Raw genomic sequence first — 15,686 nt, forward strand, 5'->3', positions numbered from 1 at the left:
CCGGTAACGCCCGCCGATGCTCAGCGATCCTCGCGCTTCAGCGCCGAGGCAGGAATGTCGTCGGTACCCAGGCGCTCGAAACGCCCCTGCTCGGTATAGACCCAGTTGCGCCCCACGGACGTCGCCAGAAAGCGGTCATCGAAATCGGAGACCAGTTCCTGCTGGGGGTAGCGGCGCAGGATCCAGCCCTTCATCAGTACCAGATACACCACGAGCGCGGTGACGAAACCGACGGCATAGGCGTATTCCAGAAACACCAGCGCCATGATGCCGCCCGCCACCCAGGCGATGATGCCGGCCGGGTTGAAGCCGTTGGCGAAGCGGAACTGGCCCTCGGTGTCGAAGAGCGCGGGCACGTTGAGGCGCCGGCGCCGCAGGAGGTAATAGTCCGCCACCATGATGCCGCCGACGGCCGAGAGGATGGCACCGTAGTAACTCAGAAAGGTGAACAGATGATCGAGGATCAGCCAGGGCATGGCGGCGGTACCGATCACCCCGGCGATGACCAGGGCGACCGGGTAGCTGATCCGCGGCGCCCCGGCGTTGACGAAGGTGAGCGCGGCGGGGATCAGGTTGGCGGCGTTATTGGTGGACCACTGGGCGAGGATCACCATCAGCAGCAATGCGATCAGGGTCAGGCCGCCGCCCTGGCCCTGAATGACCGTGACCGGATTCCAGTCGCCCGCGGCGATGAAGGAGACCCCGCCGATCAGGGCGATCCAGGCTTGCGTGGCGGGCAGCGCCAGGAACTGAGCGACGAACACGTTGCGGTTGCGGGTGAAGAAATTGCGCTCACCGCCGGGGGTGCGTAGAAAGCGCGTCAGGTTGGGGATGTCCACCGCCAGCGCCGACCAGAACGCCATGTTGGCGAAGAACAGTCCCAGGGCGGCGATATCCTGATCGCCGACGAAGGTCCAGATATTGATGCCCTGGGTCTTGGCCAGCACGTCGAGGGTGAAATACATCCACACCGAGATGGCCACGATGCAGGGCGCCGCGATGGAGGCCAGCAGCTCCACGGCGCGGATGCCGAGCGCGGTGTTGGCGATCTGCACGACGGCGAACAGGGTGTACCACAGAGGCCAGTTATCGAACCCCCAGAGATATTCGACGATCCCGTTGAGGGCCAGCGCGCCGAGGTAGGTCTGCACGCCGAACCAGATAGCGGCGACGATGCCGCGCGACACCGCAGGCAGGTGGGTGCCCTTGATCCCGAAGGGCGCGCGCAGGTAGACGGCGAAGGAGAGGCCATGTTCGGTGCCGATATCCGCCGTGAGACTCATGACGACGCCGAGCACCAGGTTGGCGAAGAAGATGATGGCGACGACGTGAAGTAGCGGCAGGCCGGCGACGCCGCCGGCACCGAGCTGGAAGGTGGCGATGATCACGGCCATGCCGATCCACAGCCAGATGAAGCCGAAGAAGCCGATGGTGCGCTGGTTGAGCCAGACCGGCAGGATGGCGGCTTCGAGCAGGTGTTGCCGGGCGCCGCCGCCTTCGGCGGTGCTGCGACTGTCGGGGTTGCGTTGTTGATGGGCCACTGCAGCGTTCCTCGAGATGTTGTGTGTTTGTTGTAGGCCGGCACCCGTCGACGGCAAGCCGTCGCGGGTGTCGTGCAGTAATTGCAGTATGAATACAAAGATCATTTTATGCCAAGGGGTGGCGAGGAGGTTTTGCTTCAGGACATCTCGTAGCGCCTTCAAAAGACTGTTTATTGGCGGTTTTCTGGTTGGCCATGAATTCACGATGTGAGAAAAATGACGATCGGTTCCATGGGTCGTTTTTCTTGACCTCGAAAGGCCTGGGGGGAAGTGTCAAAATAGGCCGGCGCCCGTGATGGGGCGTTTCGCGCCGAACGTGCCGAGCGCGAGGAACGAGTCGATGACGTCAGGGAGGAGTGGGTGCTGGCCACTGCAGACAGTTCGAGCAAGCGGCAGGAGGGGCGTGCGCCGCGGTATGTCATGATCCAGGAGACGTTGCGCGAGGCCATCCAGGCGCGGCGCCTGCCGTCCAATCAGATTCTGCTCGAGGGCCCCATCGCCCGGCTTTTCGGCACCAGCCGCGGCCCCGTGCGCAAGGCGCTGGAGCTGTTGCACCAGCAGGGGCTGATCAGCCGTTTCGAGGGGCGGGGCTTTCTGGCGACGTCGGACCCGGAGTCGGTGGAGCCGGTACGTGACCCGTTGACGCCCGACATGCTGGGCCTGGGGAGTGGCGAGCAGCCCGCCGTGGATACCCGGTCGGCCGCCGATCGCATTTACCCCCAGGTCGAGGAGGCCGTGGCGACCTGCCTGGCCTTCGGTCATTTTCGCATCATCGAGACCGTGTTGAGCGAACATCACGGGGTCAGTCGTACCGTGGCCAGGGAGGTGCTGGGTCGGTTGCGCAATCAGCGGCTGATCGAAAAGGATCGCCATTCGCACTGGCTGGCCGGCCCGCTGACGGCCCAGGCGGTGGCCGAGGACTATGAGATTCGCGTGTTGCTGGAACCGGCGGCGCTCAAGGTCTCCGGGCCCCTGCTGGATCGCGCCGAGCTGGAGGCGATGCGGGAGGAGGTTCAGCGCCTGATCGACCATCCGGAGCGCCAGAGCGCCGCCGCCATCACTCGGCTGGAGCAGGACCTGCATCAGCGCTGCCTGCGTCTCTATCCCAATCGCAAGGCTCGCGAAATGATCGGCCAGAGCCAGTTGCCTGTCATCGTCAATCGCATTTTCTTCCAGACGCTGGGCGTGCCGCCGGACGAGCCACTGCTGATGGAGCACAAGCTGGTCCTCGATCACCTGCTGTTCGGCGCCTTCGACGCGGCGGCGTCCAGTCTGCAGTCGCACCTCCAGGCGGCGGCCGAGCGTTCCCGTCGCCGGCTGAAGGTGCTGTCGGTCTTCCCCGAGCCCAGCCTGCCCCCCTACCTGCTCAAGATCACCTGAGCTTCTCCCTGCTTTTCCGTTTCTCTCCTGTGCGTCCCTGAGCGGCGGGGCGTCAGGTCGTTGCGGCTTGTTTCGGCGTAAAACGACTTTTGTATTCAAGTGATTGAAAATGACGTTTCGAGAATTGGGTTGGCGCTGTCTCTTCCTTGCCGGGATCGCGAGCTGAGTCGATCTATTCAGAATAATCGTTCAATAATTCCGATTTTACAGGGATTAATCCTAGTTTTATTTGGAATATCAGGTTTAAAACCTGAATTTATGGCCTTTCCCAAGAAAGAGACGATCAAGGGGGTGTGGAAGGCTTGTCTTGACAAAAATGACCTTTGTATCCAGTCTTCAGTAAATCGGCGGCCGTGGCGGCTGTCGTCGTCCGTACCAGCACACCCTTCCCAAGACTCAACAACGAGGTGTTCGAAATGGCCAAGAAAGAGATCCTCTGCGCGTTTGGCGTCGACGTCGATGCCGTTGCCGGTTGGCTCGGTTCCTATGGTGGCGAGGACTCACCCGACGATATCTCCCGCGGCCTGTTCGCCGGTGAAGTCGGTGCGCCGCGTCTGCTCAAGCTGTTCGAGCGCTACGGTCTCAAGACGACCTGGTTCATCCCCGGTCACAGCATCGAGACCTTCCCCGAGCAGATGAAGGCCGTCGTCGATGCCGGGCACGAGGTCGGTGTCCATGGCTATAGCCACGAAAATCCCATTGCCATGACCCGTGAACAGGAACGCGACGTGCTCGATTACAACATCGAGCTGGTCACCAACCTGTCCGGCAAGCGACCCACCGGTTACGTGGCCCCCTGGTGGGAATTCAGCCCGGTGACCAACGAGCTCCTGCTCGAGCGTGGCATCAAGTACGACCACAGCCTGATGCACGACGATTTCCACCCCTACTACGTACGCGTCGGTGATTCCTGGACCAAGATCGATTACGCCAAGCCCGCCAAGGAGTGGATGAAGCCGCTGGTCCGGGGGCAGGAAACCGACTTGATCGAGATTCCCGCCAACTGGTATCTCGACGATCTGCCACCAATGATGTTCATCAAGAAATCCCCCAACAGCCATGGCTTCGTCAGCCCCCGGCATCTTGGCGAGATGTGGCAGGACCAGTTCGACTGGGTCTACCGCGAGAACGACTACGCGGTCTTCACCATGACCATCCATCCCGACGTGTCGGGGCGCCCCCAGGTGCTCATGATGCTCGAGCGTCTCATCGAGCACATGCAGAGCCACGAGGGCGTGCGTTTCTGCACGTTCGACGAGATCGCCGACGATTTCGCCAAGCGCAACCCGAGGAAGTAACCCCGTAATCGCTTCCGCATCACCACACAACGACAATCGAAAATGAGGGTGACGTCGATGACCGAGCCAACCTCGAGCGTTTCTTCCCCAGGGCATCGCGGCAGTGCCGACGAGCCCTGGAATAGAGTCATCACCAAGAAACAGATCGGCTATGCCTCGCTGGTCTGCTTCATTGCCTGGGTGGCGTCGGTCTACGACTACACCCTGTTCGGCACCTTGCTACCCGTCATCGCCGACGATTTCGGCTGGAGTCCGGCCAAGGCCACGGCGGTCAACACCTGGGCGACCATCGGGGTGTTTTTCGTGTCTCTGGTGGTCGGCACCATGCTCGACCACTTCGGGCGCAAGAAGACGTTGATCCTGCTGGTCATCGGCGGGGCGGTCAGTTCCGGTCTGTCGGGGGTCGCCATCGGGGCGGCCTCGTTGGTCATCATCCGGGCCTTTTCCGGCTTCGCGGTTTCCGAAGAGGTGGTCAATGCCGTCTATCTCAACGAGATCTACAAGAAGGCCAAGGGGCGTGGCTTCATGTACAGCCTGGTCCAGAGCGGCTGGCCGGTCGGCGCCTTGTGCGCGGCGGGGATGACCTCGTTGCTGCTGCCCGTGGTGGGTTGGCGCGGCAGTTTCTTCGTCGCTGCCTGCGCGTCGATCATCGTCATCGTGATGGCGCTCAAGCTGCCGGAGTCGCCGGTATTCGCGGCAATGAAGGAAGTCGAGCGTCGGCGCAAGTCCGGCGATGCCGAGGGGGCGGCGCAACTGGCCGCCGAGCACGACGTGGTAGTCAATACCGGCAATAATCTGGGCCTGAAAGGCGTGCTGGCGCCGGAGTTGCGTCGCCATACCATCTCCTTGTCGCTGGTCTGGCTGTTCAGCTGGATGGCGATCCAGGTCTTCGCCGTGCTGGGCACGACGGTCCTGGTCGAGGCCAAGGGTGTGAGTTTCGAGAGCTCGCTGTATGTGTTGATCCTGGCCAACGCGGTGGGCTTCGTGGGTTACCTTACCCACGGATGGGTGGGCGACCGCATCGGGCGTCGCAACACGGTACTCATGGGCTTCCTGCTCGGCGGCGTGGCCAGTCTGTTGATGCTGCTCGGCCCGGCCAGCGATGGTTTCGTCTATCTGATGTATGCCATCACGCTGTTCTTCCTGCTGGGCCCCTTCGCCGCCATCCTCTTCTATATGGGCGAGTCCTTCCCGGCTCATGTTCGTGGCACCGGAGCCAACGTGGCGCACGTGATGGCGCCGGTAGGGGCCATCGTGGGCTCGGGGCTGGTATCCCTGCTGCTGACGATGGGGGTCACCATGACCTGGGCGGCCATCCTGGCCGGCTCCCTGCCGTTGCTCCTGAGTGGCCTGCTGATGTTCGGCACTCGTCACGTGGACCATCGCCAGCATGACGCCATCGAGGAGGCCGTGGCATGAATGCACTGACACGAGATGACGGTCTGGCGGGCAAGGTCGCGATCATTTCCGGCGCGGCCAGCGGGATCGGCCAGGCCCTGGCGGTCAGCTACGCTCGGGCCGGCGTCAACGTGGTCGCAGGCTACTATCCGGGCGATCCCCACGATGTGGCGGAAACCGTCGCGGCGGTGAGGGATGCGGGCGGGGAGTGCCTGCCCGTGGCGGTGGATGTGCGTGACGGCGAACAGTGCGAGGCCTTCGCGCGGTCGGCCATCGACCACTTCGGCCGCCTGGATATCGCCGTGGCCGGTGCCGGCATCCTGCGTCAGGCATCGCTCGAGGACCTCTCGGACGCGGCGTGGGACGACATGCTGTCGGTGGACCTGACCGGAGTGATGCGCGTCTTTCGCGGGGCATCTCGGGTGATGACCGGACCCGGCGCGATGGTCGCCATCTCCTCGATCGCGGGCGGCGTCTATGGCTGGGACGATCACGCCCACTACGCGGCGGCCAAGAGTGGCCTGCTGGGGCTGGTTAGGTCGCTGGCGGTCGAACTCGCGCCCCGCGGGATACGCGTCAATACCTTGATACCCGGCCTGATCGAGACCCCGCAATCGCTCGATCCGGTGAACTCGCTGGGGCCCGACGGCCTGGCCGCCGCCGGCGACATGATCCCGGCGGGTCGGGTGGGGCGCGCCGAGGAAGTCGCGCGCACGGTGCGCTTTCTGACCAGCGACGACGCGTCGTATGTGACTGGGCAGCAATTGATCGTCGATGGCGGGCTGACCGTGCGCTGGCCGAGCTGATCGCCTGATGAGGGAGGCGAGGCCGGTGTCTCGCCTCCCGCTCTCAAGAGACGGGATATTCTCATGACAAACAAACTCCAGGGCCAGGTCGCCCTCGTGGTGGGGGGCGCCAGTGGCATCGGCCGCGCCATCGTCGAGTGCTTCCAGGCCGAAGGCGCCACGGTCGCCGTGGCCGATTTCAATCTCGAGGCCTGTCGCCAATGGGCGCCCAGGCTGGATCCGGGTATCACCCTGCATGCGGTGGATGTGGCCGACGAGGCCTCGGTGCCGGCCATGGTCGATGATGTCCTGAAGGCCCATGGGGTCATCGACGTGTTGGTCAATTGCGCCGGGATCCTGGACGAGACTCCCTTGCTGGAGATGGCCACCGAAACCTTCGATCGCATGATCGGCATCAACTTGCGGGGCGTCTTCCTGGTCAGTCGCCAGGTCGCGCCGCACATGGTCGAACGCAAGCGCGGCCGGATCATCAACATTGCCTCGCAGCTGGCGCTGAAGGGCGGTGTCGGGCTGGCCCACTACTGTTCGGCGAAAGCGGGGGTGCTGGGGCTGACCAAGGCCATGGCCCACGAACTGGCGCCCTTCGGGGTGCTGACCAATGCCATTGCCCCTGGCCCGATCCTGACGCCGATGCTGCAGGGCCTGAGCGCGCAATGGATCGCCGACAAGGAGGCCAAACTGCCCCTGGGCCGTTTCGGCAAGGCCGAGGAGGTCGCGCCCACGGCACTGATGCTGGCCGCCTCGCCGGATGGAGATCTCTATGTCGGCCAGACCCTCGGGCCCAACAGCGGCGACGTGATGTAGCCGGTCGGGAGAGCAGCGATGCTCGGTGTGTTGTTCATCAAGTGGTTGTCCACGGCGTTGGTGGTGGTCGGCGTTTCCCTGGCCGTGGCGCGGCTGGGGCCCAGGCTGGGCGGCGTTCTGGCCGGGACTCCCATCGTGCTGGGGCCGGGATACTTCTTCATGTTGCGTGAGCAGCCGGCGTCTTTCGTCGCCGAGGCGGCCCTGGGATCGCTGCACGCCATGCTGGCGACCCTGACCTTCTGCCTGGGCTACGTGCTGTTGGCCGGCGGGTTTGGGGCGTCGGTGAGCGTCGCCCTGGCAGCGCTCATCTGGCTACCGGTGGCCGCTGCGGCTGCCTCCTTGCCGGGAGGTGTGGCGCTGGGATTGGCCGTGTTTCTGTTGGCTCTGTTATTGGCACGGTGGCTGATGCGTACCCTGGGGCTTTCGCGCGATACGGTGTCGCAAGCGCCACGCTGGGGCGACTTGCTGATGCGTGGCTCGCTCGCCGGGATCATCGTTTGCCTGGCCACCGTGGTACTCGATTCCATCGCGCCCGCCGTCTCCGGTGTTGCCCTGAGCTTTCCCATCGGCATGTTGACCATCGCCCTGACACTGCACCAGCGTCACGGGCCCGGGATGGCTCGCGCCACCCTGGCCGATACCCAGCTCGGGATGCTCAGTCTGGTGGCCTTCAGTACGGTGATGGCGGCCAGTGCCGAGTCACTGCCCCCTGCACTTGCCTTTGTTCTCGCTCTGGGCGCTTCGCTTCTCGTCAGTGCTCTGCTGTGGTTTCTTCCAAGGGGGGCGGTCTCGACGACCAAGTTGGCCAAGCGCAACATGTGACCCGTCAGGTACGGTGTTGCCATGACTCACTGCGATCGCCTCCTTGCGGAAGACCGAGCTGGCATCATGATGATGCGTGTTCTTACCGGTGGTCAGGGACACCGCAGGACCACACATCTAACATGTTCTTCTCGGTTAGGTCGAGATGGCGTCCATCTCTCGAAGAAAATAAAAGATAACATATCCTCAGCAGTAAAGCGGATGGTCGCATAATATTGAAGAAGGTTTGCTATAAATTTCAGAGGCGCTGATGTGTGATTGCCGCTACGTCACGCAACCAAGGCTGTCGAGCCCAATGTTGGTCAGCGAACTTTGAAATATCACTTTGATAGGTCAGCGAAAGGCCGATACTGTCCAGGCCTTCAATAAACATTTTTAGGTGGCGTGGCATCAGTTCAAAATTAGCCTGAATGCTATAGCTCTTAAGGCTTTGCTCCTTGATGTCGATCTCGACAGTATTCCTGGTGGGGGCATCTGCATCGTCCATCAACTGAGCGATCTGCTCTGGCGGCAAGGTCACCAGCAACAACCGGTTGTTCATTGCATTGGAGTAGAAAATTTCGGCATAACTCGGTGCGATCACGGCTCGAATGCCGAACTGCTGGAGACCCCAGACGGCGTGCTCGCGGCTTGATCCGCAGCCAAAGTTGGAGCCACCGACCAGGATCGATGCATCTGCATAAGAATGCTGGTTAAGCACGAAATCGGGTCGTGCCTGTTCTTGAGCATCGAAACGAAGATCATAAAGCAAGCCCTCCTTCAGGCCTGACTTGTCGATGCCACGTAGGAACTGCTTGGGCATGATCTGGTCCGTGTCGAGATTCTCGATGCGAAGCGCCGCCGCGCGCCCCTTGATGCGCGTGTGCTCAGTCATTGCAGGATCTCCAGTCGACGTACGTCGGTAATGTATCCAGCTACAGCGGCTGCAGCTGCCATTGCCGGGCTCATTAGATGGGTGATGGCGCCTCGGCCCTGGCGCCCCTCGAAGTTGCGATTCGTCGTCGACGCGCATCGTGTTCCGTCGGTAAGGACATCGTCATTCATTGCCAGGCACATCGAGCAACCGGAATTGCGCCACTCGAAGCCTGCCTGCATAAATATCCGATCGAGACCCTCGGCTTCCGCTTGGGCTTTCACGGCCCCGGAACCGGGTACCACCATCGCCCGGACACCCGGGGCGACGTGGCGTTTGTACACAATGCTGGCCGCGGCACGCAGGTCCTCGATCCGTCCGTTGGTGCAGGAGCCGATAAAAACGTGCTGCACAGGCGTGCCTTCCAAGGCAGATCCTGCCTGCAGCCTGGTGTAGTGGAGCGCCCGTTCGGCACTTCTTCGCGCTGGCCACTCAGAAAATTCATCTAGCCTCGGGATGCGCTCGTCGATGGCGACCGCCTGATCGGGGCTGGTACCCCAGGTGACCTGGGGGGAGACGTCGCTGGCATCGAGTCGATACTCGGCATCGAATGTACATCCTGGGTCGGAATGCAGGTCCTTCCATGCTGCCAGCGCTGCGTCGTGATGTTCAGAAGTGATGTCCGGCGCGCGAGCTATCACGTAGTCTATCGCCTTCTGATCGGGAGCCACGAGTGCGCCGCGGGCCCCGGCTTCGAGCGTCATGTTGCACAGCGTGAAGCGTGCCTCGATCGATAACGCATCGATGGCGCTACCGCAGTATTCGACCACGTAGCCACGAGCACCCTGGGCTCCGATGTGAGCGACTACTGCAAGTACTAGATCCTTGGCCGTGGTACCCAGGGGGAGGGTACCGCCGATGCGTATGCGCATGTCCTTGGCGAGCCGGTAGACCAGCGTCTGCGTCGCCAGTACGTGCTCCACTTCAGTGGTTCCGATGCCGAAGCCCAAGGCTCCGAGCGCACCATATGTCGTAGTGTGACTGTCTCCGCAGATTACCACCATGCCGGGACGAATCATTCCATGCTCTGGAGCCACCACATGTTCGATGCCTTGCAAGGCATCGTTAGTGTCGAACAGTGGTATATGGAAATAATCGCAGTTTTTCTTCAGGTTCGATGCCTGAAGTGCTGATGCGGTGTCGTCGATTACCCGAATCCTGGTCGGGTGCGTAGGAATGATGTGGCTCACGACGGCGATATTCTGACCCGGCATCGATACGGGGCGACCTTGCTCGTAAAGCCCCGCGAATGCTTGCGGGCTGGTGTATTCGTTCATGAGGTGCAGGTCGCAAAAAAGCAGAAAATTATGCTCGTCTAGTGTTGCTACCGTATGCGAATCGACAATTTTTCGATAGAGCGTCTTCGGTTTCATGAGTCTGCCTCAAGAAGAAACGGTAAAACCCTGGCGAGCAGTGCATCCGGTGCTTCCTCGGCGATGTAGTGCCCGCAGGGGAGAGCCCCACCTTCAAGCTTGTCGGCCAGTTTCTTCCACTCTTCGAGTGGTCTGAAGCATTTCTGGATCACGCCGTGTTCGCCCCACATCACGAGCACAGGCGCCGTGATCCGTCGGCCGGCATCGATATCATCCCGCTCATGTTCCATATCAATGCCTGCCGCGGCTCGATAATCCTCGCAGATGCCATGAGCAGTGCCATCAAGCGCGATGCAGCGCCGGTATTCATCGAGTGCTCGCGGATCGAACGGCTCAAGCCCAGCACTACGCCGGCCCATCACGTCAACGATGTATGCTGCGGGGTCGACTTCGATCAGACGCTCGGGTAGTGAGGCGGGTTGGATTAGTAAAAACCAGTGCCAGTAGGTGCGAGCGAACGTCTCGCTGGTCTGTTGATACATGGAAAGTGTCGGCGCGATATCGAGTAGGATCAGTCGTGACACGGCTTGGGGGTGATCGATGGCGAGCCGGTGTGCCACCCGAGCCCCGCGATCGTGTGCTAGCAGGTCAAACCTTTCGAATCCCAAGCGGCGCATTAACGTCAGTTGATCTTGTGCCATCACTCGCTTTGAGTAGTTTGAGTGATCCGGCAGGCCAACTGGCTTCGATGAATCGCCGTAACCACGAAGATCGGCTGCGACGACGGTGAAATGTTCGGCCAGTGCTGGCGCTACCTTGTGCCAAATCGCAAGTGTCTGGGGGTGGCCATGCAATAATAGTAGCGGTGGGCCGCTACCGCCGATGAGAGCGTTGATGTAGGTCCGTGGTTCGACCTCAATACGTCGTGTCTCAAAACTGGGGAACAACTGACAAAGACTAGAAGACATCTTTGTTTCTCCTGATGAGTTTGAGTGACCCAATGTCTAGCGAATCCAGATCGAACCTACAATGAAATAGCTCAGAAATGTTACTAGCAATACACCTCCGATATTTAGCCAAAATCCGGTGGTGACCATTGACTTTATCCGCATGTGGCCGGTGCTAAATACGATCGCATTAGGTGGTGTTGCGACCGGTAGCATGAACGCACAACTGGCGGCGATGGCAGCGGGTATTGCGATCATTTCCACGGAAAACCCCTGAGATATTGCGACCGCCGCAAGGAGTGGCAGGAAGGCGGCCGCGGTTGCGGTATTGGACGTGACCTCGGTCAGAAATATGATGACGGCGGTCACTAGTGCAATCATGCCGAGTAGTGGTAAGGTGCCAAGTGATCCGATGCTATCTGCGATCCATTCGGCCAGGCCGGTCGACTGAATGGTTGCGGCCAGCGATAGCCCTCCGCCGAATAGAAGCAACACGCCCCAAGGAAGCTTGACGGCGTCTTTCCAGCACATAAGGAAGATGCGCTGCTTGGTATCGACTGGAATGAGAAACAGAGACAACGCGCCGGTAAGGGCAATGCTGGTGTCGTTGATACCGTGCAGGTGGTTTGCGATAAACGGCTTGAATATCCAGCTAAGCGCCGTGAGTGAAAAGACTGCCGAGACCATTTTCTCACCCTTGGACCAAGGACCTAACGCTGCTATCTCCGCACGAATCAGTTCCCGGCTGTTCCCGTCATGGAGTTTAAAGCCGCGCCGAGTCAACCACCACCACGTGAAAAGCAGCATCGTCGCCGCGACCGGGATACCCAGCAGCATCCACTGACTGAAGCCGATAGAAACCTCGTAATTTGCTTGTAAAAAACCAGCAAGCATTGCGTTCGGTGGTGTGCCGATGAGGGTTGCGACGCCGCCGATACTTGCTGCATAGGCGATGCCCAGCAGCAGGGCTGTGGCAAAGCGCGCACGTTCTGCGTTGTCCGAGCCGTCTTTGCCATGATCAAGCAGGTGAACCACGGACATGCCGATTGGCAACATCATGATCGTGGTTGCGGTGTTGCTGACCCACATGCTGAGAAATGCCGTGGATAGCATGAAGCCGGCTATCTGTTGCGAAGGGGAGCTACCAACCAGCATCAGCGTATTGAGTGCGATACGCCTGTGGAGGTTCCAGCGCTCCATCGCGAGGCCGAGTATGAAGCCGCCCAGGAAAAGATAGATGATCGGGTTGGCGTAAGGGACGGTGGCGTCGCCGATCTCGCCGATACCCAATGTCGGAATTAACAGGATGGGCAGTAAGGAGGTGATGGGGATCGGGATGGCCTCGGTCGACCACCAGGTGGCGATCAGCAACGTCATGCCCACGGTTGTCCAGGCTGAGACGGGCATGCCCGTGGGCGGGGGGATCACCAGGCACACAATCAACAGGATCGGCCCGAGATAGAAACCGATCCGGGCGGCAAGGTGACTGGATGTGTTGCCATCCCCATTGGCGTGCGCGTTCAAATTACGAGCTGAGGATGATGATACTATAGTTGTATTTTTCGTCATGGAGCATCTCTCCTATATCACCTGGGCAGCGCTTGTATCGGCTCCTACGGGGTGTTTTGTCGTTAGGGCTGGGCCTTACTTGAGACGTCGTTTAAGGATCAGGCACCAGCAATGCTATTATTCACGTTGCGTGAAGGTAACCTGCTTGGTGTGAGAGGTATGGACACGATTCGTAAACAATGGCCGCTTCCGGAAGACCTCCGTGTATTCCTGATTGTCATCAGGAAACGGAGCTTCACGGATGCAGCCGCTGAGCTGGGCGTGTCTCCCGCCTATATCAGCAAGCGCATACGGCTCCTCGAGAAGGCGTTGAATACTCGCCTGTTTCACCGAACCAGCCGGCGCTGCGCGTTGACAGATGACGGGAAACTGGCCGAGCGTGCTGCGGTGCAGATCCTGGACGATATGCATACCCTGTTCGATGATCTGTCCGATGCGCGCCAGAGCCCGCGTGGTCTGCTCCGTATCTGCAGCAGTTTCGGGTTTGGACGCAACCATGTGGCACCTGCCATCGCAGGGCTCGCGAAGCAGTTTCCAGAATTGGAGATCCGCTTTGAGGTGTTTGATAGGGTGGTCGATATCGTAGGAGAGGGTTTCGATCTGGAAATTCGAGTGGGCGACGATTTGCCCGGTCAGCATATCAGTCGCCATCTGATCTCGAACCAGCGCGTGCTCTGTGCAGCCCCAAGTTATCTGGAGCGATGCGGGATTCCGGTTACACTGGATGAGTTGACTGAGCACGACTGCCTGGTCATCAAAGAACGCAATAACGCTTTCGGTGTCTGGAATTTGGAATGTGGCGGCAGCACTCAGAGCATTCGTGTCAGGGGGCCTTTGTCCTCAAATAATGGTGAAATCGTGCTTCAGTGGGCATTGCACGGTCGTGGCATCCTGCTACGTTCAATGTGGGATGTCGGACCACTTTTGAAGCAGGGCAGCTTGGTACGCATACTAAACGACTACAGTCAGAGTGCCGATGTTTGGGCGATTTATTCAACTCGAGCTGCCAACTCGGCCAAGATACGCGTGTGTCTGGATTTTTTTGAAAATTACTTCTCTCAACTGGAAGTCTGATGGTTTGATGCTAGTACTGAATTCAAGCGATAAGCGCGGAGCCTGCGGTGTTCAGATCTCTTGATAATTTCTCTCAAGGGTGCTTGTTTCGGTGTTGGCCAACCGAAAGGATTTATCGGCGGCCGGGGCAATTGTTTACCATTTTAATTCCTTTCCAGAAGGTGGCTTGGGTGGCAACTTTCTGAATTTAAAATTTGGTGATTGGTTAGTGTAGAGTCGTGGCTAAGAGCTTCTTTAATAACCGGTGGATGGGATGGGCTTCCTCGTTGGCAAGGCCCGAGGCGTCGGACCGTTGCGAGGGCGCTGTAAACCCCTCCCTGGGCGCTACCTTTGCCATCCATGGCAAAGGACCCTCGCTTCGCCTTGCCCCCGACGCCCATCATCATCGGGGTTTGGAAATGCGTTCTAAAGGCTGCTCACGGAAAGAGTGGCGGTTCAGTAAAATGGCTAGTTGCGTGCATCGAGTGGTATGGGGGCAGACCCGGTTATGGCGCACTGCCTCCTCTGCGATGATAGAGTTGGGGCCTTGCATCTCGCTGACCTTCAAGGAGAAGAACATGAAGAAACGGGGATGCTGATTTGTGTTCTACTTGGCATGGGTGGGTCCATGGCCGCCCACGCCATCGGCCAGGCTGACTGAATCCATGTCAATATGGCGGTTGCGAAAATGCAAAAGGCCTGGATAGGAGCGGGAAACCTGGAAGCATCGAAGGAAAGGCTTGAGGGCCTGGCCAAGGAAACCCGAAGATGAGGAGCAGCCTTGACGCGTTTCTGGAGTTGGCCAAGGGCGTAGATGTCAGCGCGCCGATGGAAACCATGGACATGGCGAAATTTGATCGCTTGGGCTCATGGGATTCGAATCGCTCGTCATGGGCCCTGCGTATCAGTGTACCGTCTTGACGGGGTGTTCACGGCCACGCGGCAAGATCCGGTCGATGCTCGAAAATGAACGAGTCATTTGAGCATCGCCGAAGATAATTTCTGCAATTCCCAGCGAGAGTACATGCCATGGTGGCGTATCCCCTGATTGGTCTGCTGGCCGGATTCCTGGCGGGCGTGTTCGGTATCGGCGGGGGTGTCGTCGTGGTGCCGTTGCTGGTGGTAGTGCTGGGCTGGCAAGGCGTGGAGGGCGACATCGCCCTGCATCTCGCGGTAGGCACGTCGCTGGCCACGATCGCCATCACGTCGCTTTCGTCAGCCCGGGCGCATTATCGTCACGGTAACGTGCGTCTCGACTGCCTGCTGCCGATGCTGCCGGGAATGACGGTCGGGGCGATCGGTGGGGTCTTTCTGGGCGATGCGTTGTCCGGGCGTGTCCTGTCGCTGCTGTTGGGCCTGTTCTTCCTGTGCCTGGCGGGCAAGCTGCTGCTGGGAGCCCGGCCGCGCGGCGCCCGGGCGCTTCCCGGCTGGCCGGGAATGGCGGCGGCCGGCAGCGTGGTTGGCATTGCCTCCGCGCTGTTCGGCATCGGCGGCGGGGCGCTGACGGTGCCTTTCCTGGAGTGGCGCAGCGTCCCCATGCGTCAGGCGATCGGCACGGCGGCCGCGGCGGGCATCCCGCTGGCCCTGGTGGGGGCGATGACGGCGATGCTCGTCGGCGGTGATGCGGTCGCCATGAACTGGACTACGGGCTATGTCTACTGGCCGGCCTTTTTCGGCATCGTCATCCTGAGTGTGCCGGGCGCGCGACTCGGCGCACGGCTCGCCTCCCGGTTACCCGCGCGGGTTCTGAAGCTGACGTTCGCGGTGCTGCTGCTGCTGGTGGGCGGGCATTTCCTGCTCGGGTAGGGTGGAAAGTTGATCGAGATACGCCGTCGGCCGGGT

The 15,686-nt window shown here is 60.4% G+C and carries 13 protein-coding genes; 8 read left to right on the forward strand and 5 right to left on the reverse strand.

The window, feature by feature from the left end; genetic code table 11:
* Positions 1 to 20: 20 nt before the first annotated feature.
* A complete protein-coding gene (locus tag KGR00_RS01245) occupies positions 21 to 1,541 on the reverse strand; it encodes an NCS1 family transporter (protein WP_224417999.1) in 1,521 nt (506 codons plus the stop codon).
* 360 nt (positions 1,542 to 1,901) lie between these two features.
* On the opposite strand from KGR00_RS01245, the gene KGR00_RS01250 reads away from it, so the two are divergent.
* The 6 genes from KGR00_RS01250 (at position 1,902) to KGR00_RS01275 (ending at position 8,049) form a co-directional block, all read left to right on the forward strand.
* Positions 1,902 to 2,921, forward strand: a complete 1,020-nt coding sequence (locus KGR00_RS01250; RefSeq protein ID WP_224417998.1) for a GntR family transcriptional regulator — start codon at positions 1,902 to 1,904, stop codon at positions 2,919 to 2,921.
* A gap of 416 nt (positions 2,922 to 3,337) precedes the next feature.
* Entirely contained in the window at positions 3,338 to 4,219 is an 882-nt protein-coding gene (locus KGR00_RS01255; RefSeq protein ID WP_224417997.1) for a polysaccharide deacetylase, read from the forward strand.
* 57 nt (positions 4,220 to 4,276) lie between these two features.
* Positions 4,277 to 5,638 (forward strand): MFS transporter, encoded by a 1,362-nt coding sequence (locus KGR00_RS01260; RefSeq protein ID WP_224417996.1) that lies wholly within the window; start codon positions 4,277 to 4,279, stop codon positions 5,636 to 5,638.
* Positions 5,635 to 6,423 (forward strand): SDR family oxidoreductase, encoded by a 789-nt coding sequence (locus KGR00_RS01265; protein WP_224417995.1) that lies wholly within the window; start codon positions 5,635 to 5,637, stop codon positions 6,421 to 6,423. Before KGR00_RS01260 ends, KGR00_RS01265 begins: the two co-directional genes overlap by 4 nt.
* 63 nt (positions 6,424 to 6,486) lie before the next feature.
* Complete coding sequence (locus KGR00_RS01270; protein ID WP_224417994.1) at positions 6,487 to 7,227, forward strand: SDR family NAD(P)-dependent oxidoreductase; 741 nt, start codon at positions 6,487 to 6,489, stop codon at positions 7,225 to 7,227.
* 18 nt (positions 7,228 to 7,245) lie between these two features.
* The gene (locus KGR00_RS01275; RefSeq protein WP_224417993.1) at positions 7,246 to 8,049 is read left to right on the forward strand and encodes a hypothetical protein; all 804 of its coding nucleotides are present in this window, start codon (positions 7,246 to 7,248) and stop codon (positions 8,047 to 8,049) included.
* A gap of 238 nt (positions 8,050 to 8,287) precedes the next feature.
* Here KGR00_RS01275 and leuD read toward each other — a convergent pair whose 3' ends face one another.
* Genes leuD through KGR00_RS01295 form a run of 4 tightly spaced genes read right to left on the reverse strand, consistent with a single transcriptional unit; the run spans position 8,288 to position 12,791 of the window.
* Positions 8,288 to 8,923, reverse strand: a complete 636-nt coding sequence (gene leuD, locus KGR00_RS01280) for a 3-isopropylmalate dehydratase small subunit (protein WP_224417992.1) — start codon at positions 8,921 to 8,923, stop codon at positions 8,288 to 8,290.
* On the reverse strand, positions 8,920 to 10,335 hold the full coding sequence (gene leuC / locus KGR00_RS01285) for a 3-isopropylmalate dehydratase large subunit (RefSeq protein ID WP_224417991.1): 1,416 nt from the start codon (positions 10,333 to 10,335) through the stop codon (positions 8,920 to 8,922). The genes leuD and leuC overlap by 4 nt, the downstream gene beginning before the upstream one ends.
* Entirely contained in the window at positions 10,332 to 11,243 is a 912-nt protein-coding gene (locus tag KGR00_RS01290) for an alpha/beta hydrolase (protein WP_224417990.1), read from the reverse strand. Before KGR00_RS01290 ends, leuC begins: the two co-directional genes overlap by 4 nt.
* Before the next feature lie 36 nt (positions 11,244 to 11,279).
* Positions 11,280 to 12,791, reverse strand: coding sequence for a DASS family sodium-coupled anion symporter (locus KGR00_RS01295; protein ID WP_224417989.1), 1,512 nt, complete (start codon positions 12,789 to 12,791; stop codon positions 11,280 to 11,282).
* A 111-nt stretch (positions 12,792 to 12,902) separates the two neighbouring features.
* Between KGR00_RS01295 and KGR00_RS01300 the strand changes: the two genes are divergently transcribed.
* Both KGR00_RS01300 and KGR00_RS01305 read left to right on the forward strand, forming a co-directional pair.
* Positions 12,903 to 13,865: a LysR substrate-binding domain-containing protein gene (locus KGR00_RS01300; RefSeq protein WP_224417988.1), complete on the forward strand. Its 963-nt coding sequence runs from the start codon at positions 12,903 to 12,905 to the stop codon at positions 13,863 to 13,865.
* A gap of 1,008 nt (positions 13,866 to 14,873) precedes the next feature.
* The gene (locus KGR00_RS01305; RefSeq protein WP_224417987.1) at positions 14,874 to 15,650 is read left to right on the forward strand and encodes a sulfite exporter TauE/SafE family protein; all 777 of its coding nucleotides are present in this window, start codon (positions 14,874 to 14,876) and stop codon (positions 15,648 to 15,650) included.
* Positions 15,651 to 15,686 lie beyond the last annotated feature (36 nt).

The sequence above is a fragment of the Modicisalibacter sp. MOD 31.J genome, from assembly GCF_020147985.1.
Lineage (GTDB): Bacteria > Pseudomonadota > Gammaproteobacteria > Pseudomonadales > Halomonadaceae > Modicisalibacter > Modicisalibacter coralii.

Excerpts from the sequence above, each read along its gene's own strand:
- leuD (WP_224417992.1), bottom strand. The coding sequence starts at position 8,923 with ATGACTGAGCACACGCGCATCAAGGGGCGCGCGGCGGCGCTTCGCATC.
- leuC (WP_224417991.1), bottom strand. The coding sequence starts at position 10,335 with ATGAAACCGAAGACGCTCTATCGAAAAATTGTCGATTCGCATACGGTA.
- KGR00_RS01260 (WP_224417996.1), top strand. The coding sequence starts at position 4,277 with ATGACCGAGCCAACCTCGAGCGTTTCTTCCCCAGGGCATCGCGGCAGT.
- KGR00_RS01300 (WP_224417988.1), top strand. The coding sequence starts at position 12,903 with ATGCTATTATTCACGTTGCGTGAAGGTAACCTGCTTGGTGTGAGAGGT.
- KGR00_RS01290 (WP_224417990.1), bottom strand. The coding sequence starts at position 11,243 with ATGTCTTCTAGTCTTTGTCAGTTGTTCCCCAGTTTTGAGACACGACGT.
- KGR00_RS01305 (WP_224417987.1), top strand. The coding sequence starts at position 14,874 with ATGGTGGCGTATCCCCTGATTGGTCTGCTGGCCGGATTCCTGGCGGGC.
- KGR00_RS01255 (WP_224417997.1), top strand. The coding sequence starts at position 3,338 with ATGGCCAAGAAAGAGATCCTCTGCGCGTTTGGCGTCGACGTCGATGCC.
- KGR00_RS01265 (WP_224417995.1), top strand. The coding sequence starts at position 5,635 with ATGAATGCACTGACACGAGATGACGGTCTGGCGGGCAAGGTCGCGATC.
- KGR00_RS01275 (WP_224417993.1), top strand. The coding sequence starts at position 7,246 with ATGCTCGGTGTGTTGTTCATCAAGTGGTTGTCCACGGCGTTGGTGGTG.
- KGR00_RS01270 (WP_224417994.1), top strand. The coding sequence starts at position 6,487 with ATGACAAACAAACTCCAGGGCCAGGTCGCCCTCGTGGTGGGGGGCGCC.
- KGR00_RS01295 (WP_224417989.1), bottom strand. The coding sequence starts at position 12,791 with ATGACGAAAAATACAACTATAGTATCATCATCCTCAGCTCGTAATTTG.